Source organism: Acidithiobacillus sulfurivorans (genome assembly GCF_018853815.1).
Classification (GTDB): domain Bacteria; phylum Pseudomonadota; class Gammaproteobacteria; order Acidithiobacillales; family Acidithiobacillaceae; genus Acidithiobacillus; species Acidithiobacillus sulfurivorans.
In genome coordinates this window covers 1-18,461 of the sequence record NZ_JAAOMP010000174.1, presented here as the reverse complement: position 1 = coordinate 18,461, position 18,461 = coordinate 1, and the positions used below count along the sequence as shown (strand labels likewise).

18 protein-coding genes are annotated in these 18,461 nt (G+C 54.0%); 11 read left to right on the top strand and 7 right to left on the bottom strand.

The window, feature by feature from the left end:
• Window positions 1-62: 62 nt before the first annotated feature.
• The 4 genes from HAP95_RS16620 (at window position 63) to HAP95_RS16605 (ending at window position 3,841) form a co-directional block, all read left to right on the top strand.
• Window positions 63-1,826, top strand: coding sequence for an ABC transporter ATP-binding protein/permease (locus tag HAP95_RS16620; protein WP_215885242.1), 1,764 nt, complete (start codon window positions 63-65; stop codon window positions 1,824-1,826).
• 64 nt (window positions 1,827-1,890) lie between these two features.
• Complete coding sequence (locus HAP95_RS16615) at window positions 1,891-2,466, top strand: thioredoxin family protein (protein ID WP_215885241.1); 576 nt, start codon at window positions 1,891-1,893, stop codon at window positions 2,464-2,466.
• Window positions 2,463-3,209 carry an SDR family NAD(P)-dependent oxidoreductase gene (locus HAP95_RS16610; RefSeq protein ID WP_215885240.1) on the top strand — a complete coding sequence of 249 codons (747 nt, stop codon included), beginning with the start codon at window positions 2,463-2,465 and terminating at the stop codon, window positions 3,207-3,209. The genes HAP95_RS16615 and HAP95_RS16610 overlap by 4 nt, the downstream gene beginning before the upstream one ends.
• 23 nt (window positions 3,210-3,232) lie before the next feature.
• The gene (locus HAP95_RS16605) at window positions 3,233-3,841 is read left to right on the top strand and encodes a cyclic di-GMP-binding domain-containing protein, MshE-related (protein WP_215885239.1); all 609 of its coding nucleotides are present in this window, start codon (window positions 3,233-3,235) and stop codon (window positions 3,839-3,841) included.
• Between the two features lie 3 nt (window positions 3,842-3,844).
• Here HAP95_RS16605 and HAP95_RS16600 read toward each other — a convergent pair whose 3' ends face one another.
• From HAP95_RS16600 to HAP95_RS16570, 7 genes are all read right to left on the bottom strand, one after another.
• The gene (locus tag HAP95_RS16600) at window positions 3,845-4,063 is read right to left on the bottom strand and encodes a hypothetical protein (RefSeq protein WP_215885238.1); all 219 of its coding nucleotides are present in this window, start codon (window positions 4,061-4,063) and stop codon (window positions 3,845-3,847) included.
• A gap of 253 nt (window positions 4,064-4,316) precedes the next feature.
• Window positions 4,317-4,775: a signal peptidase II gene (lspA, locus tag HAP95_RS16595; RefSeq protein WP_193651018.1), complete on the bottom strand. Its 459-nt coding sequence runs from the start codon at window positions 4,773-4,775 to the stop codon at window positions 4,317-4,319.
• On the bottom strand, window positions 4,775-7,597 hold the full coding sequence (ileS, locus tag HAP95_RS16590; protein ID WP_215885237.1) for an isoleucine--tRNA ligase: 2,823 nt from the start codon (window positions 7,595-7,597) through the stop codon (window positions 4,775-4,777). Before ileS ends, lspA begins: the two co-directional genes overlap by 1 nt.
• A 14-nt stretch (window positions 7,598-7,611) precedes the next feature.
• Complete coding sequence (locus HAP95_RS16585; RefSeq protein ID WP_215885236.1) at window positions 7,612-8,538, bottom strand: bifunctional riboflavin kinase/FAD synthetase; 927 nt, start codon at window positions 8,536-8,538, stop codon at window positions 7,612-7,614.
• A gap of 66 nt (window positions 8,539-8,604) precedes the next feature.
• Window positions 8,605-9,054 (bottom strand): DUF2203 family protein, encoded by a 450-nt coding sequence (locus HAP95_RS16580; RefSeq protein ID WP_215885235.1) that lies wholly within the window; start codon window positions 9,052-9,054, stop codon window positions 8,605-8,607.
• Window positions 9,047-10,597: a murein biosynthesis integral membrane protein MurJ gene (gene murJ, locus HAP95_RS16575; RefSeq protein WP_215885234.1), complete on the bottom strand. Its 1,551-nt coding sequence runs from the start codon at window positions 10,595-10,597 to the stop codon at window positions 9,047-9,049. Before murJ ends, HAP95_RS16580 begins: the two co-directional genes overlap by 8 nt.
• A 63-nt stretch (window positions 10,598-10,660) precedes the next feature.
• Window positions 10,661-11,557, bottom strand: coding sequence for a LysR family transcriptional regulator (locus HAP95_RS16570; protein WP_215885233.1), 897 nt, complete (start codon window positions 11,555-11,557; stop codon window positions 10,661-10,663).
• A gap of 125 nt (window positions 11,558-11,682) precedes the next feature.
• On the opposite strand from HAP95_RS16570, the gene HAP95_RS16565 reads away from it, so the two are divergent.
• The 7 genes from HAP95_RS16565 to HAP95_RS16535 all read left to right on the top strand — a co-directional run.
• Window positions 11,683-13,101, top strand: a complete 1,419-nt coding sequence (locus tag HAP95_RS16565; protein WP_215863714.1) for a form I ribulose bisphosphate carboxylase large subunit — start codon at window positions 11,683-11,685, stop codon at window positions 13,099-13,101.
• Between the two features lie 40 nt (window positions 13,102-13,141).
• Complete coding sequence (locus tag HAP95_RS16560; protein ID WP_010637868.1) at window positions 13,142-13,474, top strand: ribulose bisphosphate carboxylase small subunit; 333 nt, start codon at window positions 13,142-13,144, stop codon at window positions 13,472-13,474.
• Between the two features lie 61 nt (window positions 13,475-13,535).
• Window positions 13,536-16,067: an alpha-carboxysome scaffolding protein CsoS2 gene (locus HAP95_RS16555; RefSeq protein ID WP_215885232.1), complete on the top strand. Its 2,532-nt coding sequence runs from the start codon at window positions 13,536-13,538 to the stop codon at window positions 16,065-16,067.
• Window positions 16,068-16,180: 113 nt separating this feature from the next.
• Window positions 16,181-17,683: a carboxysome shell carbonic anhydrase gene (locus HAP95_RS16550; RefSeq protein ID WP_226832875.1), complete on the top strand. Its 1,503-nt coding sequence runs from the start codon at window positions 16,181-16,183 to the stop codon at window positions 17,681-17,683.
• On the top strand, window positions 17,680-17,931 hold the full coding sequence (csoS4, locus tag HAP95_RS16545) for an alpha-carboxysome shell vertex protein CsoS4 (RefSeq protein WP_215863712.1): 252 nt from the start codon (window positions 17,680-17,682) through the stop codon (window positions 17,929-17,931). The genes HAP95_RS16550 and csoS4 overlap by 4 nt, the downstream gene beginning before the upstream one ends.
• Before the next feature lie 11 nt (window positions 17,932-17,942).
• Entirely contained in the window at window positions 17,943-18,179 is a 237-nt protein-coding gene (locus HAP95_RS16540) for a carboxysome peptide B (RefSeq protein ID WP_226832874.1), read from the top strand.
• A gap of 44 nt (window positions 18,180-18,223) precedes the next feature.
• On the top strand, window positions 18,224-18,461 hold a 238-nt coding region (locus HAP95_RS16535; RefSeq protein WP_215885231.1), incomplete at its 3' end, for a BMC domain-containing protein.

Sequence of the window (18,461 nt, the reverse complement as noted above, 5' to 3'; positions counted from 1 at the left end):
GGGAAGCGCGAAGACCGGAGGAGCGTTGAGATGTTGAAAGATTTTATGGGTGGGGAGAGTGCATGAAGCAGTTTAACGGAGCATTTTTTCGCGACTTGTGGCGCATCAGTAAGCCATATTGGTGGCATTCAGAAGAGCGCTGGAGTGCACGGGGTGTTTTCGCGCTGATCATTATCCTCAACCTGTTTATGGTGTTTATTTCCTACCGCATTACCCAATGGTATGCCGTTTTCTGGAATGCCTTGCAGCGTTTTGCGGTCAATGCGGCCTGGCATCAGATGCTGATTTTTCTATTGTTGGCGACAGCCTACATCATAGCCGCCGTATCCCAGACTTTTTTTATCCAGATGCTGGAAATACGCTGGCGACGCTGGCTGACCCGCCATTATCTCGACAACTGGTTGGCCAAAAGTACGTTTTACCATATGCAGGTACTGGGCGATGGTACAGATAACCCGGACCAGCGTATCAGCGAAGATCTGGCCAGCTTTACCAGCCAGACCCTGAACATCATCATTGGTCTGTTGAGTTCTATAACGACTCTGGCGGCTTTTGTGTTCATGCTTTGGGAGTTGTCGGCCATGATTACCATCCCCTGGAAGGGAGCCCTGTACACCATTCCCGGTTATCTGGTTTGGGCTGCCTTGATATATGCCGTTTTTGGAACCATTCTGACAGCGCTTATTGGCCGCCCGCTGATCAAGCTCAATTTTAATCAGGAACGCTATCAGGCGGATTTCCGTTTCAGTATGATGCGCCTGCGTGAAAACAGTGAGAGCGTGGCTTTATATGGGGGTGAAAATGAAGAACGCCATCATTTTCTCCGGCGTTTTGCCGAAGTGTATGCGAATTACTGGCGGATCATCTGGCGATCCATGCGTCTGAACTGGTGGGTATCGGGCTATGGTCAGGCGGCCATTATTTTCCCGCTTATTGTCAGCATGCCTGCCTATTTTGTGAATAAAGCCATTGGTATCGGTGGACTGCAGCAAATAGCTATGGCCTTTTCCCAGGTGCAAGGTGCGCTTTCTTTTATTGTCAGCAGTTATAGTAGTCTGGCCAACTGGCATGCGGTCGTCGATCGTTTGCGCTTTTTTGAACAATCCATGGATGAGGTGCGGGTTATCCGTGAAACCCATTATCAGATTGAGCGGAAAAACGCGCCCTGCCTGCAGGTCAAGGATCTCAATGTGCGCTTGCCCGATGGCCGGGAACTGGTGCATGACCTGAATTTTGACGTCCATCGTCGTGAGCGACTGTTGATCATGGGGCCTTCCGGTGGCGGGAAAAGCACGCTGATCCGCAGTCTGGCGGGTATCTGGCCTTTTGGTGATGGAGAAATCGGCCTGCCCGAAGGGGAGCGGCCTTTGTTTCTTCCCCAAAAACCTTACCTGCCTCTGGGTACCCTCCGGGATGTCTTGGTGTATCCCTTTGGAGCCAATGTGGAGGACCAGCAGCTGCAGCAGATTTTGCGCATGGTTGATATGAATAGTCTCGCAGATAATCTGGATGACTCCCGGCTCTGGTCGCATGTGTTATCCTTGGGGGAACAGCAGCGTCTGGCTTTCGCGCGGGTGCTGGTGCAAAAACCGCAGTGGTTATTTCTGGATGAGGCGAGTTCGGCTCTGGATGAACCCGCCGAAAACCGACTATATCAACTGCTGGTCGAAGCACTTCCGGAAAGCGCAATCATCAGTGTCGGTCATCGCTCCAGTTTGCTGCAGCACCACCAGCATTGCCTGCGCCTGCAAGGTAATGGTGCCTGGGTGCTGGAAGCCGTACAGCAGCAAGGCCCAGCAGATGGTTTGCACCCGGCACCCGCATGACCGCCAAACGATCAGCACAACGCCGAGCTTCGGCTCATCATCAGGAAACTTAGGAGATGCAATTATGGCAATGACCGCAAAAGATTTACCCGTTGGTGGCGCCATGCCCGCTTTTTCTTTGCCAGAGGGAGGGCGGAGTGCGCTGTGGTCCAGTACATCCGCCCAGGGCAAGCCCTTACTGGTGCTGTTCATCTGCAACCACTGTCCTTATGTACTGCATATCAGTAAGCAGTTGGGTGAGTTGGCCCGTCAGTGGCAAAATACGGGGCTTCAGGTGGTGGCCATTAACAGTAATGATCCAGAAACTTATCCTGAGGATGCCCCGGAGAAAATGCCTGCCGAAGCTCAGCGTGCCGGTTACGCCTTTCCTTATCTTTTTGATGAAGACCAGGCCGTAGCCAAGGCCTTTAACGCCGCTTGTACCCCGGATATTTTTCTTTTTGATCAGGCGGGCAAGCTTTTTTACCATGGCCAGTTTGATGACAGTCGTCCCAAAAATACGCTACCGGTTACCGGAAAAGATCTGTCTGCGGCGGTAGCTGCCGTGTTGGAAAAGCATGAGCCTCCAGCAAAAGTCCTACCCAGTGTGGGTTGTAGCATCAAGTGGCGGGCCGGTAATGAACCGGAGGGTTGGGCATGATCCCCGTCCAGCGCTGTGCCGTGGTTACGGGTGCTTCGTCGGGTATTGGCGCAGAAACAGCGCGTCAGCTTGCCCGCCAGGGATGTAAGGTATACGTCGGTGCCCGCCGTCTGGAAAGACTGCAGGCATTGGCAGAAGAAATTCAGGGGGTGGCCCTGACTCTGGATGTCACCGACACGGAAAGTGTTCGTCATTTTGTGGATCAGTTACCCGAGGCTGTGGATATTCTGGTCAATAATGCCGGCGGTGCGCTGGGCCTTGAGCCTGTTGCCGAGATGGAGGAATCCCACTGGCAACGCATGTGGGACAGTAATGTGCTGGGCTTGGCGCGCATGAGTAAGGCACTCTATCCACGACTGTTGAAAGCTTCTTCCGGCGTTGGACACCTGGTCAATATCGGCAGTATTGCCGCCCATGAAACCTATGCCGGTGGTGCGGGTTACACGGCCTGCAAGCATGCGGTCAAGGCGATTACCGAGACTCTGCGTGTGGAATGGCTGGGCAAACCCATTCGCATTACCGAAATAGATCCCGGGTTGGTAGAAACCGAATTCAGTCTGGTGCGCTTTGCCGGAGATGCAGAACGTGCGGCGAGTGTATATGCGGGTATGGAGCCTTTGGTGGCAGCAGATATTGCTGATGCCATTAGCTGGGTGGTCAGCCGTCCTGCTCATGTCAATATTGACGAAATCATCATAAAACCGCGTGCTCAGGCGCGGGCCGGACTGGTACACAGGAATTAAAGCGTCGGTCGGCGCAGAAAATAATGATAAACGATCAAGAAAAACGCCGTATTGGCCAAGTTCTGTTGCAGCGCGGCTTTATTTCTCCAGAACAGCTTGACCGCGCTCTCCGCCATCAAGCACTGGGGAATGAACGTCTTGGGAAGTTGCTGATTGCCGAAGGGCTGGTCAGTGAGCAGGATCTTGCCCTGGGTCTTACCAGTCAGGCTCGTCTTCGTCATGATGATCGTAAGCTGAAAAGTGCCCGCTTGTTGGCGGGCGCTACCGAAAAATTGCGTATGGATCTCGAAAAGCAGTCTCTGGATTTATTGAAAGAATGGCAACAACGGGTGCCCCGCATGCCTGATCGCGAAGCCGGGGGGGAAAGAAAAAAACGGGATGCGGTTTTGCGCCAGGCCATGGATTTTCCCCGCGCCCTGGCTGTTGCAGGAGAATCCATAGAAACAGCCAAACGCAAGGGGGATCCTGGGCGCTTGCGACGTTTGCTCAGTGTTTTGAAACAGGTCGAAAAAGATCTCGAAGCTTTTCGTCAGGCGATTGCTGGGGCCTCTCCCCATCCGGTGCATGAGTGGGTGGCACGCTGGCAGTTTTTGCAGGAGTGCGGAAAGGATATTCAGCGCGCCTGCGTTTGAACTTCAGTGAAAAATATGCTGGAAAATACCGCCCGCTATTTGTTGGTGTTTGGTCACAAAGTTGGGGCGTTGCTGAACCTGTCGTTGCCGGCGCAAGCGGAGCAGGCGTTTCTGTAATTCTCGTTTGATGCGTTGTCTTTCATGTCCTGCCATGAAAGAAGCGTAGCTGGGGAAGCTGCGAACCCGACGCAAAGCTGCTAACAAATTTGTGCTGTTATCCATCTGCTATCTCCTTAGCTTTCTATTGAAAACGGTAAAGCAAGGAGCGTGCCATAATAATAAATATATAGAAATCAATACACAAAAATTATCCGAACGGTCAGTTGGCCGCTTTATGTCACGTTTTGACGACAATGTGCCCGTTTTTACAGGGTGCCCCCTAAAACCGGCGGTAGGTCGGGAAGCTTTGCAGCGACTTTGGCCCGTGTCGCAAAAACTCCCCACTGCTCAATGGGACGTTTTTGTAACCTGAAGGCTAATGACGGCGGAAAGCGTCCAGAACCAGAATCACAGCGCCGATGGAAATGGCACTGTCGGCAATATTAAAGTAAGGCCAATATAAAGAACCCCAGTGCGCCCCAATAAAGTCCACTACATAGCCAAGGCGAATGCGATCAATCAGATTGCCTACAGCACCGCCAAGAATGAGTGCAAGGGAAATGGCAGTCCAGGTGCTACCGGGTTTGAGACGACGCAGGATGGCGACAATGACGACAACGACCAGCAGGGCAATACCAATGAGCAGCCAGCGTTGCCAACCGCCTGCACCGGCCAGAAAACTGAAAGCAGCCCCGGTGTTGTGGACGAGGCGAAAATTCAGGAGGCCGGGGATGACGACAATACCCTGTCCCACCCGCCAGATGTGACTCAGCCAGAGTTTGACGCCCTGATCTGCAAGGATAACGGCAAAAGACAGCCAAAGGTAACGTAACATCAGCAGAACTCCCGTTGTTCGCCTGGTAATTCAAGATTGCTCACACAACGACCGCAAATTTCCGGATGCCCGGCATGCTGACCGACATCATGACGGCGATGCCAGCAACGCGCACATTTGCTGGCCGTGCTCGTTTGTACCTGCAGGGCAACCCCGGGAACCAGTTCGGCGCTGTTTTCCGGTCGCTCGGAGTAGGCATGAATGCTGCCGGCGGAAGTCATCAAAAAATAGCGCAGCTCTTCTCCCAGAGGGTGCAGAAACGCCTGCCAGTCATCGTTGGCATAAATCTGCAGTTCGGCATCCAGACCTGAGCCAATTTTTTTGTCCTGACGCAGCAGTTCCAGTGCCGCATTGACGGCATCCCGCAACTGACTGAGACGCTCCCAGCGGGTATTGAGTTGGAGTGCGTCCTCGGGCAGAGGGAGGACCGGGTATTCACCAAAAAACACACTGGGCGCAGGCCGATCCCGCATTTCCTGCCAGATTTCTTCTGCGGTAAAGCTCAGGACAGGTGCCATCCAGCGCACCATGGCTTCCAGCATCTGCCAGAGGACGGTTTGCGCGGAACGGCGGGCGTGAGAAGCAGCCGGCGAGGTGTAGAGACGATCCTTGAGTACGTCCAGATAGAGGCCGCCGAGGTCGATGGAGCAAAAATGTTGGAGCTTTTGCTGGACCTTCAGAAATTGATATTCGCCATAGGCCGCACGAATTTCTTCCTGCAGTAGTGCGGCACGCGCCAGCATCCAGCGATCCATTTCCAGCAATGCTGACGTGGGCAGAGCGTCTTTTGCGAAGTCAAAATCAGACGTGTTGCCGAGAATATAGCGCGCGGTGTTGCGAATGCGCCGATAACTATCCCCCAGCTGCTTGACGATGGCATCAGAAATGGGGATTTCCCCCCGGTAATCTGCCGAAGCCACCCAGAACCGCAGGATGTCCGCACCATAACGGTCGATAATGCTTTGTGGGGCAATGACGTTACCCACCGACTTGCTCATTTTGCGGCCTTCACCATCCACCGTGAAGCCATGAGTCAAAACCGCCTTGAATGGTGCACGCCCCCGGCTGGCTACAGACTCCAGCAGGGAGGACTGAAACCAGCCACGATGTTGATCTGAACCTTCCAGATACAGGTCGGCAGGACTTTGCAGGTCCGGACGCTGCTCCAGGACAAAGGCGTGGGTCGAGCCGGAATCAAACCAGACGTCAAGAATATCAGTGCTCTTGTGGAAATGATCATGTCCACAGGCTGCACAATGGGCTCCTGCCGGAAGAAAATCCTCGGCAGGCTGGTTGAACCAGGCATCAACACCGTTGGCTTCCACCGCCTGAGCAATCCGTTCGAAAGTTTCCGCATCGCGCAGCGGTTCACCACACTGGCCGCAGAAAAACAAGGCAATCGGTACGCCCCAGGCTCTTTGCCGGGAAATACACCAGTCCGGACGCTGACGGATCATGCCGGCAATGCGCTCCTGACCCCAGTCGGGAATCCAGCGCGTTGCTTCTATGGCAGAGAGGGCCTTGTCGCGGAGATGGTTGGCAGACATGCTGATAAACCATTGCGGCGTCGCCCGAAACAGCAGGGGCGTCTTGTGTCGCCAGCAATGCGGATAGCTGTGGCGGATTTTTTCCAGGTGCAGTAAGGCATCTTCCTCCTGCAGCAGTTCGATGATTCTTTCGTTGGCCTGACGAATATTCAGCCCGGCCAGCCCACGGGGCAGGTCATCACGCAAGCGGCCGTTATCCTGCAAGGGACTTTCCACCGGCAGATGATAATGACGACTGGCTTCATAGTCCTCTACGCCATGCGCAGGCGCAGTGTGCACACATCCGGTACCGGCTTCCAGGGTAACGTGATGGCCAAGAATGACCGGAACCTGACGATCCAGAAAAGGATGCTGCAGAATCAGTCCTTCGAGCTGCGATCCGGTACATTCTGCCAGAATGGCATGACCATTTTCCGAGGTTTCTCCATAACGGGCGAGGGTGCTTTCGGCCAGATCGGCAGCTACCAGAATATGGCGATGCCCGCTGCGCAGGAGAACATAAGAATAATCGGGATGTACGGCGACCGCCTGATTGGCTGGCAAAGTCCATGGAGTAGTGGTCCAGATGACAACGCTGGCGGCGGCGGCCTCTTTCAGCCCCAGCCGTTGCTGCAGGTCAGCCGGATCGACAACAGCAAATGCCACATCAATGGAGGGATCCGTACGATCCTGATATTCGACTTCGGCTTCGGCCAGCGCACTACCACAATCCACACACCAGTGGACGGGTTTGGCACCGCGCACTACCTGACCATTGACGGTCAAATGGCCAAGCTCCCGAAGAATATTGGCTTCTGCCGCAAAATGCATGGTCAGATAGGGATGCTGCCAGTCGCCGAGGATGCCGAGTCGTTCGAAATCCTGCTTTTGTCCGACAATCTGGCCTTCTGCGTAGGTCCGGCAAGCGTTGCGAAATTCCTGGGCGCTGACTTTTTCTCCGGGGCGTCCCAGTTCTTTTTCTACCTGGATTTCAATGGGCAAGCCATGACAATCCCAGCCCGGCACATAAGGGACCCGGTAACCTTCACTCAATTTGCTTTTGTTGATGATGTCCTTGAGGATTTTATTGACCGCATGGCCTATATGAATTTTGCCGTTAGCGTAAGGAGGGCCGTCATGCAGGATAAATACCGGAGCTTTGCTGCGCGCCGTCTGGATAGAGGTATATAAATCATGCTCCTGCCAGCGCGCCAGTGTCGCCGGTTCGCGTTCCGGGAGTTTGCCCTGCATGGGAAAGTCCGTTTGGGGAAGATTCAGTGTCAGCTTGTAGTCCATGAGTTTTGAAAATCCTAAGGGTGTTCGGCAAAAAAACGGCGGGTATGGATAATATCCTGGGCAATGGCTGCCTTGAGGGAATCGAGATCCGGGTATTTTTCTTCATGACGTAATTGCTGGTGCAGTTCTACCTGAACGTGCTGTCCATAAAGATCAGGACTGTCTGCATCCAGGCAGTGTGCCTCCAGCACCATTTGCTTACCGCCGACGGTAGGTCGCAAGCCAATACTGATGGCGGCTATCCAGCTTCCTTGAAGGCTGTGCAGACGTCCAGCAAAAATGCCTTTGACCGGAACGGGCCGGCGATTCAGGGGAATGTTGGCGGTCGGGAAGCCCAGTTCACGACCCAGATGATCACCGTGAACGATTTTACCACAGAGGGTATAGGGTCTGCCCAACCAGTGTTTGGCCTGGTCCAGGTTACCCGCCAGCAATGCCGCACGAATACCTGTGCTGCTGACGCGTTGGCCGTCCAGGCTGAAGGCGGGCTGTTCCATTACGGCAAAACCATGTTGGCGGCCGAAATGCTGAAGCATCTCCAGATCGCCCCGTCGCGCTGCCCCAAAACGAAAGTCATGGCCGACCACCAGAAAGCGACATTGTAATTGCTGCACCAAAATGCGCGTAATGAAATCTTCAGCGGAAAGTCGGGCCAAAGTCTGATCAAAAGGCAGACAGTAAATTTGATCCACATCGTAATGACGCAGCGCGCTGATTTTTTCACGAAGACTGCTGAGCCGGGGGGCGGCCTGGGATGCCTGAAAAAATTCCCGGGGCAGGGGTTCAAAGGTCAAAACAGCCGTCGGTAAATCGCTTTGCCGCAGGGACTGCAGCAAGGACTGATGTCCTCTATGGACACCGTCAAAATTGCCGATGCTGACCGCCAGCGCTGAGCTGGCAGGACCATGGCTGCGTCGATGGAAAAAGCCTGGGAAATTCATGCGGGATTATTTGGGATCCGTTTCGCGGTAAAATGGCGACATACTAGCCTAAATTCATGGAGAACCCTAGATCATGGGTGTGCAGTCTGCCCATCCGGGATGTTGTTCCCGGATAACCTCCAGCAAAGGGCGGCGCTGACCAAAGCCCTGTTCATGACCATGGTAGTAACCCAACACGGTTTCTGGGTGTCGCCAGCACAAATAACCATCACCCGTATCAAAATCCACCAGCCATAATCCCGAAACGACCACCCCCAGACGCTCCATTTTGTTGATCCAGCGCTGCACGATTTCTTCGTAGTGGATTTCCTGTTGCTGTAAAAGAAGATGATTTTCCATGCTGGCCCGCATGGACTCCAAAACCGGAGAGAGTTCATCGAAAGCCTGGGCGGTAATATTGCGGACCAACGGAAAAATTTGCTGGGCTTCCAACAAGGTGAACACCCGAATTTGCCCCGGTCGCTGAATGGCAAATACCGAATCTCCATGTCCATGTAATCCGTCCGTTTCAGGCACGGTCAGTTCTCCTTCGGATAATATCGCGCAGTTCATGGATACCCAGACCCCAGGTGCCACCCAGATATAAAACAGCGGCTATGCCCACCAGGCCAAGTATCCGCAGTAGTCTTTCCCACAACGGCAGGGCAAGCCACAGTGCAGTATCGCCTCGCAAGCAAAATAACACCAAGCCCATGATGATCGCCATAGCACTGGATTTCAGCAGGAAGGGCCACCACCCTGCCTGTATTTGGTAAAGACCATCCCGATGCAGGCGGCGCCAGAGCAAAATGGCATTCACCAGTGCCGCTGTGCTGGTGGCAATCGCCAACCCCAGTTGTTGCAAGGGCCAGGCAAGAATCAGGCTGATGATCATGTTGACCGCAACGCTGATCATGCCGAAGCGGACGGGTGTTCGGGTATTTTGATGCGCGTAAAAAGCGGGGGCAAGAACGCGTGCGGCAATGATGGGTAATATGCCGATACCATAACCCATCAGGCTTAGACTGCTCTGCCAGGCATCTTCGGCACTGTATGCACCATAGCGAAACAGGCTGATAAGAAGTGGCTGCGCCAGAATCAGCAGGCCTACAGTCGCCGGAAGGCCGATCAGCCAGGTCAGGCGCAGAGCCCAGTCCAGAGTTTCCGGAAATTGCGCAGAACGCTCAGCCGCCTGACGGGATAGCAGGGGTAATACTACGGTTCCCAAAGCCACACCAAAAACGCCCAGAGGAAATTCCACCAGCCGGTCAGAATAATAGAGGTATGAAACCACATTAGCCCCGACCAAAGAGGCCAGGATGGTATTCAGGAATAAATTGACCTGGGCGACCGATGCGCCGAAAGCGGCTGGCCCCATCAGGCGCAAAACCTTGGCGACTCCCGGATCACGGCGGCGCAGGCGCGGCCAGCGTAAATATCCCAGTTTTTTCAGAGCCGGAAATTGAAACAGAAGTTGCACCACGCCACCTATCAAAACACCCCAGGCTACGGCAATAACCGGTTGGGCAAGATGCGGTGCCCAGAATAATGCCGTGGCAATAATGCTGAGATTCAGGAAAACCGGCGTAAAAGCAGGCACCGTAAAATGGCCGTAGGTATTGAGCACACCACCAGCCAGTGCCACCAATGAGATCAGAAAGAGATAGGGAAAAGTAATACGCAGTAATTCCACAGTCAGCTGGAATTTGCCGGGGTTATCAGCAAAGCCTGGAGCTATGGCGTAAACTACCGCGCTGGCCCCGAGAATGCCGATCAGGGTGACGATGGCCAGGGTCAGGGCCAGCCAGCCACTGATGTCGGCGACAAAAGCCTGGGCTTCCGCCGTCGTGCGCTGCGCCCGGTACTCTCCCAGAACCGGAACAAAAGATTGCGAGAAGGCGCCTTCTCCAAATAGTCGCCGAAACAGGTTGGGAATCCGGAAGGCCACAAAAAAAGCATCAGCCATTTCCCCGGCCCCGAACAAGTGCGCAAGAATAATGTCGCGGGCGAAACCGAGCAGTCGGGAAAGCATGGTGTTGCTTCCGACTTTCAATACACTACGCAGTGGGTGTTTACTCATAAATGCACAAAAAAGGACGGAAGCATCCCGGAATAATGGCACGGCCGTTTGAATCAGCCAAGATCAATAATTACCTTCCAGCAAAAAGTCCATGAACTTTTGCGCTACGGCGGTTAACCGTTTGTTCTTGCGATGTACGGCGTGCCATTGCCTGAGAATGGGGAAACCCACGACATCCAGAATGGCAATGTTTCCGGCATTGGCTTCGGCAGCAATGGTGTTGAGGGACAGGACGCTCAGCCCCAGTCCGCCGGCGACCAGCTGCTTGACCGCTTCATTGCTGCTCATGGTCATTCTGACTTTCAGCTGGACCCCCTGTTCCTGGAAGAAATTCTGGGCAGTCAGCCGGGTTCCGGAACCTTCTTCCCGGAGAATAAAGGCTTCGTCTTTTAGTTGCTCCGGGGTAATGCGGGATTGTTCAGCTAACGGGTGATCGCCAGGAGCCAGTACAACCAGCGGATTATCCATAAAGGGGCGGGCAACACCATCAATATCATCGGGAACCTGACCCATGATGTAAATGTCGTCGAGGTTTTGCTTGAGTCTTTCAAGGATGGTGTCGCGATTGGCAATTTCTAGGTGAACTTCAATACCTGCATGTTCCTTGCAGAAAGTGCCAATGAGGCGTGGCGCAAAATACTCTGCCGTCGAAATGATGGACAGGTTGAGCGTCCCGGATTCGAGATTGCGCTGGGCGTTAAGCTCCTGATTCAGCGCATCCAGACGGCGCAGGATGTCGTTGCCGGCTCTGGCAACGGCTTCTCCGGCAGCAGTGAGGTAAAGTTTTTTGCCCATTTGTTCATACAGAGGCTCACCGGCGGTCTCAGAAAGTTGTTTGATCTGTATGGACAGTGCAGAAGGCGTCTGGTGTAATTCCGTTGCAGCGCGGGTCATGTTAAGGTGTCGCGCAAGCACCGTAAAAATACGTAATTGGTGCAGGGTCGGATGGCGGATTATCAAGGTTTTACTTTTCCAAAAGGTAATATTAATTTCTTTTTACTTTACCTTATGGAATGCACTTTGTACATTCGTCAAGGGTTACAGCTTTGCAGGTCAAGTTAGACTGATACTTTAGGAGGAATCTTATGGCTGGTAAATATGAAGCCGGCGTCAAGGAGTACCGCCACACATATTGGGCTCCGGACTACGTGCCGCTCGAGTCGGATCTTTTGGCGTGTTTCAAGATTATCCCGCAGGCCGGTGTGGATCGGGAAGAAGCAGCGGCGGCAGTAGCCGCAGAATCATCTACCGGCACCTGGACTACGGTCTGGACTGACCTGCTTACCGACATGGACTACTACAAGGGTCGTGCGTATCGCATTGAAGACGTCCCCGGTGACGACGCGGCTTTCTATGCGTTCATCGCATATCCGATCGACCTTTTTGAAGAAGGTTCGGTGGTTAACGTGTTCACCTCGCTGGTGGGTAACGTATTCGGATTTAAAGCGGTTCGTGCCCTGCGTCTGGAAGACGTGCGCTTCCCGCTGCATTACGTCATGACCTGTAACGGTCCGTCCCATGGTATTCAGGTAGAACGTGACTTGCTCGACAAGTATGGCCGGCCGATGCTGGGTTGTACCATCAAGCCCAAGCTGGGTCTTTCTGCCAAGAATTACGGTCGTGCAGTATATGAAGCCCTGCGTGGTGGTCTGGATTTCACCAAGGATGACGAAAACGTCAATTCCCAGCCTTTCATGCGCTGGCGTGACCGCTTCCTGTTCGTGGCTGATGCCATCCACAATGCCGAAGCCCAGACGGGTGAGCGCAAGGGTCACTATCTGAACGTGACCGCGCCTTCTCCGGAAGAAATGTACGAGCGCGCCGAGTTCGCCAAAGAACTGGGTATGCCCATCATCATGCATGACTTCCTCACCGGTGGTTTCTGTGCAAATACCGGTTTGGCCCGCTGGTGCCGCAAAAATGGCATACTGTTGCATGTTCACCGCGCCATGCATGCGGTTATCGACCGTAACCCCAACCATGGTATTCACTTCCGGGTGTTGACCAAGGCCCTGCGTTTGTCCGGTGGTGATCACCTCCATACCGGTACCGTGGTCGGTAAGCTGGAAGGCGATCGCGCTTCTACCCTGGGCTGGATTGACCTGCTTCGCGAATCCTACATTCCTGAAGATCGCAGTCGCGGTATTTTCTTTGATCAGGATTGGGGCTCCATGCCCGGTGCCTTTGCCGTGGCTTCCGGTGGTATTCACGTGTGGCATATGCCGGCACTGGTGAGTATTTTCGGTGATGACTCCGTACTGCAGTTTGGTGGCGGTACTCTGGGTCACCCGTGGGGTAATGCGGCAGGTGCGGCGGCTAACCGCGTGGCTCTGGAAGCGTGCGTAGAAGCCCGTAACCGTGGCGTCGAGATCGAGAAGGAAGGCAAGGAAGTGTTGATGAATGCAGCTCGCCATTCGCCAGAACTCAAGATCGCTCTGGAAACCTGGAAAGAAATCAAGTTTGAGTTCGATACGGTCGACAAGCTCGACGTACAGAACCGCTAATTTCTGGTAATTCATCAGCTTATTCAGGAAGGAGGTCATCATGGCCGATGTGCAAGATTATAAGCAAGTCCGCCGGTATGAGACGTTTTCATACCTGCCCCCCATGTCTGCTGAACAGATTCGGGCTCAAATTCAGTACATTGTCGCTCAGGGTTGGAACCCTGCAGTAGAACATGTAGAGCCCAGTCGTTCGTTCACGCATTACTGGTATATGTGGAAGCTTCCCATGTTTGGCGAAAGAAGTGTTGACGCCATTCTGGCGGAGTTGGAAGCCTGCCACCGCGAATACCCGGGTCATCTGGTGAAGTTGATCGGTTACGACAACTACACCCAGAGCCAAGGTCTGGCGTTTGTGGTTTACCGGGGCTCCTGAACAGGGGCAGCAGTGACGAAGCCGCCGTGTTTTTTACGGCGGCTACATCAAGGGAGGCAATATGTCTGAATTATCCGCTTCCGGTCACTTGCGTGGTCGGGCTTTGGCGCAGAAGATGCGGCGCCAGCAGGCCGTGCGCAAGCAAACCGAAAGAACACGGTCAGTGCCAGCAGCTGCTGAGCCAAAGTCTGTACCGAATTCGATGAAGACAGATTCCACAGCATCCGCAGTGGTCATGTCGCCATCTGTACAAATTGATAACATGTCCCAGAAAAACACCGGAAGAGAAGCCGCATTAGCGCATCGTGCCCAAAGATGTACGGGTGCGCAGTGTTGGTCTGATCCGGAACAACGGCGTTCGCGCAGCCGTCGTCGGGCTGCCCCGGCAGAAAGCAGCCAAGCAGTGACGGTGGCTGAAAATGTTGAGCAGCCGCTGATTCCCGGTGTGGAAGAATCTTTTCTGGATTCTGTATGTGAAATGGTTGAGTCAAACCCGTCTGATTTTGCCTGGCGCGAAAGTTCAGTGCGACAGCTCTGCAAGGCGCGGCGTCAGACTCTCTCCCAGAAGGGTAAGGTAGCACTGACCGTAATGCGTGGTCTGAGTTCTGCCGCCGCACGCTTGCGTTATCTGCAAAATGGTAATGGCCGGGAATTTGCCCGTTTACATCGCCAGGAACAGGCAGAACATGGTCGGGGTCGTACTCAGCCTGCTCAAGCTGCCGGTCAGTTACGTTCCAGGAAGTATCGGGCCCCACAGAAAGTCGAAGTGGATACCACTTTGATAGGCTCTGAAGTAACCGGAACGCAAGTGACTCGCCAGGCTGCAGTTACTGGTAATGAGGCCGGATCCTGTCGGGGAATTACCGGTACCGAATATGTTGGCACTGATCAGTTCACCAGTTTTTGCAACAGTCGTCCGGCGCCTAATCCTGCCAAGGTAGGGCAGTCCAGTACCACTGCGCGGCAGTCTGTGTCTGGCACGCAACTGGGCCGATCTGCTGAAGTGACTGGTGATGAAGCCGGTACGTGTACGGCAGTCACGGGTACCGAATACCTGAGCATGGAAAACTTTGGTGCATTTTGTCAGTCAGAGTTGCCAGCCCGGCCTCAGAAAGTGGCGATGGGTATTTCGGCGAAACAACGCTTGCCGATCAGTGGCTCCGATGAAGCAAGAACCATTGCTGTGACGGGTTCCGAGACGGGCGTTCAGCAGCGGATTACGGGTTCCCAGTATTCTGATGCTGGAGTGGCCCGGATGACCATTAACGGCGCACCACCCAAGGTTTCGCAAACGCACACCCTGGCAGGTGAACAGATTTCCGGAACAGCGGTGGACAGCTCAAGCAAAATTACGGGACTGGACTCCGGTGAATGTCGGCCGGTTACCGGTACGGAGTATCTGAGTCAGGAAACCTTTCAGTCTTTATGCCGTACGGCGGCACCGGAACCGGTACCTGCCAAGGTCGGTATCAGTAGTACCGATAAGGGGCTGCGTATTACCGGCAATCTGGTAGATCGTTCTGAAAAAGTCACTGGTAATGAGCCTGGTAGTTGTCAACGGGTAACCGGTACAGGTTACGCTGTGGCGAACTTGTGCGGCGGTGGCGTGGATAAGGTGGGAATGATGTCCAGCCTGTCGGGTACCGCTCTGACAGGGACAGGAGTGAGTTCACACCCAAAAATGTCAGGTGACGAGCGTGGAGAGTGCTTGCCCGTCACCGGTACGGAATATTATGGGGCAGAGCATTATGCTGCATGCGCGAGCACTCCGCATGCTGAAGCTCCTAAAGTGGGTGTCACTCGGACCGCTACTGGACAGTTGGTCAGTGGACCGTTGCTAACACCCTCAGAAAATGTAACAGGTAATGAGGTCGGGGCATTTTCAGCCGTTTCTGGAACACCCTACGCGGGGGATGCTCTCAGCAATCTGCCTGAATCAACTCCTCAGGAGGCCGTGATGCAGTCAGCCATAGCTTCAAGTACGCCTCAAGAGGAACCGGCATGCTGCAGTAACTGTGCGCTCAAAAAACAGGCCATGGCACAAGTGGCACCGGCCAGCACCCGTTTTGTGGACGCCCCGGTTGCTCCACAGTCTCCCCAGGCCGTAGTGAATGCGCCGCAGGACTTCAGTATTGTTCCTCCGTCCCGGCAGATGCCCAATCGTATTACCGGCAATAGTGCGGATCAGAATGATCGCGTCACTGGCCCGGTCAATCTGGCAAGAGGGCTGGTGACCGGTACGCCGGAGTTCCGGACCCGGGAAGTGCTGCAAGGTACTCCGCTTGCCGTGCAGCCAGGCATGCCTGCCAGCCCGGGAGCAGTCTCTTCGGAAATGGCTGTGCCCGAACGTGGTGCTTGGAAGATTACTGGTGACGACTGGAGTCGGAGTAAGCGCGTCACCGGCACGGAAGGACACTGGGCCCAAAAGCGTAATCCTACGCAACGCGGTGATGCGAAAATTTGTGTCATGTCTGCGGGCGTAAACAAAGGGCAGGCTTTGTCGGCAGCGTTGAGTGAATCCAAGTTGACCGGCAGCAGCGGGAGTTCTTCACGGGGTTCATTGGTCACTTATTCCGGAGGCGCACGAGGATGATGCATTTTCTGCATCTGTTCCGGGATAATTCAGCTCTGCAGGTTGAGGGCTGAAGCTTGGACACACGCAAAATCAGACGCATGCGTGGTATAGGTATACCAGGTTCCATACCTATGCCCATGGCCAGGCAGTTCTCTCAGGCTGAGCATGTTCAGGTTCCCCAGCAGGCTGACGGTAAGCCGGCTGTGCATCCAGCCTGCGCCAGCCTGCCCGCACGCCAATGCCACCATGCCCTGGTGAATAAAGCCGAAAATGATCGTCTGGCCCGATGCGAAGCAAGTATCAAACGGCGCTTTGATGAAATTGTGCCGGTTCTGAAAGAAGTGGCTGCTTTGGGCGCATCGCGTGACTTTACCGAGCAGGCTAACCGTCTAGCAGAACAGCATTTAGGTCACCCCTTTCCTGAAGCCGTTTTGGAGAGGTCGTGGATTCATGGGGTGGATGTGCCGACCTTGTATAGTTCCAGCGTATTTTCGGCATTGACGGCAGGTGTCGAGCAATTTTCACAGCGTATTCATCAGGAACTGGCCGATGGCCAAAGCCTCGATGCCTTGCTGGTCGATTGTGGTTTTCATGCAGTCAATGTTTCGGCTTGCGCTGACGGTCGCTTGAAAGGGTTATTTCCCTATATTTTACGGTTGCCTGCTTCGGATTTGCTGCGACGCTCTGCATTTGCCGGCACTTTGTTTGATGTGGAGGACGATATTCTTGATTGGCAGGCGGCAGAATTACGGCGCTTCCGTGAGGGGTATCCCAGTACTTCTGATAGTGGCACCCGGTATTTGAAGGTGGCCGTATATCATGGCAGTTCACTGGACCCCACGCATCAAGGATGCGCCGCACATCAGAGTAATGAAAAAGTAGCCATGGAAGCGGCTCTCGAACGCTTGCAACAGTTTCGTCAAGGTATCGAAAATGCTTTTTGTTGTGGGGCCAGTACCGATATTTTGCTGATTGGCCTCGATACGGATACTGATGCGATTCGCATTCATGTGCCGGATAGTCGGGGAGATTTGAGTTTGTTCCGCTTTGTGGATAATGCCGAACTCTATAAAAAGACTCTGGGTATGAATGCCGATCAGGCGCGCCTCACGATTTATGAAGCTATTGAGAATGTTAGCGACGTCGGCGGCTGGGGACAGGGTGTGGGCAAGCCGCATGACGGGATGCGGCGCTTGATGGCCAATTTGCTCATCAACAATTTGAGCCAGATAGAATACGTCGCTGAAAATTACGGTGGCTGGTATCCGGACAAAGGCCATGGCGAACGCTTTATCAGTATTGGTGATGGGTTTCAGGAATTGCAGGTGCGTAATCTGGCTTACTTTGCCCGCCTCGATACGGTGGAGGAAGGTGCTGCGGATCTGGACGTGGGAGTCAAAATTTTTCGGCATCTGAATGTCGAACAGGGTTTACCCATACCCATGGCGATTCACTACAGTTATGACGCCAATGTCCCCGGCCACAGAGAACGTATTATTATCAAGTTACAGCGCGTGGCAGCAGCTATTCGTGCACGGTACAGTGATTTACTGTCCGCAGGTATGCTTTATTTACACGGCAGCATCCAGAATCAGAAACTGGGTAGCCCATTGGAGGAGGTGCCACTCCCATGAAGATCATGCGTGTGGAGAAAACTCTGGTATCGACCAATCGTATTGCGGAAATGGGTCATCGTCCCTTACTGGTAGTTCAGGAGAAAGAAGATGGCCCACGCTCTCTGGCCGTAGATGCCATTGGTTGTATTCCCGGTGATTGGGTGATTTGTGTGGGATCTTCGGCAGCGCGCGAAGCCGCTGGCAGTAAGGATTACCCATCAGATCTTACGATTATCGGTATTATTGATAACTGGGACCCGCTGTAGTCGTGGAGATCATGCAGGTGGTTTCGGAGCTGGTGGTCACCCGTCGGGTTCCTGGACTGAAGCAAAGTTCATTACGGGTGTTGTCCGATGCAGCAGGGAAACTGAATGTAGCGATGGATCCCGTAGGGGTTCCACCGGGTAAGTGGGTGTTTACGGTAGCAGGTTCGGCGGCGCGTTATGCGGCGGGCGATTTTGAGATTCACACTGATTTGACCATTGGTGGAATCATTGACTTTTGGGAACCTTGAAACGTTTCCAATATTGGGTTTTGTTCTCGTAAGGAGGGGTGCAAATGGCAGATGTATCAGGTGTTGCGTTGGGTATGATTGAAACCCGTGGTTTGGTGCCGGCTATTGAAGCGGCTGATGCGATGACCAAGGCCGCCGAAGTGCGTTTGATTGGCCGTCAGTTTGTCGGTGGTGGTTATGTGACGGTGTTGGTACGTGGCGAAACGGGTGCGGTGAACGCTGCAGTTCGTGCTGGTGCTGATGCCTGCGAACGGGTCGGTGATGGCCTAGTGGCTGCACACA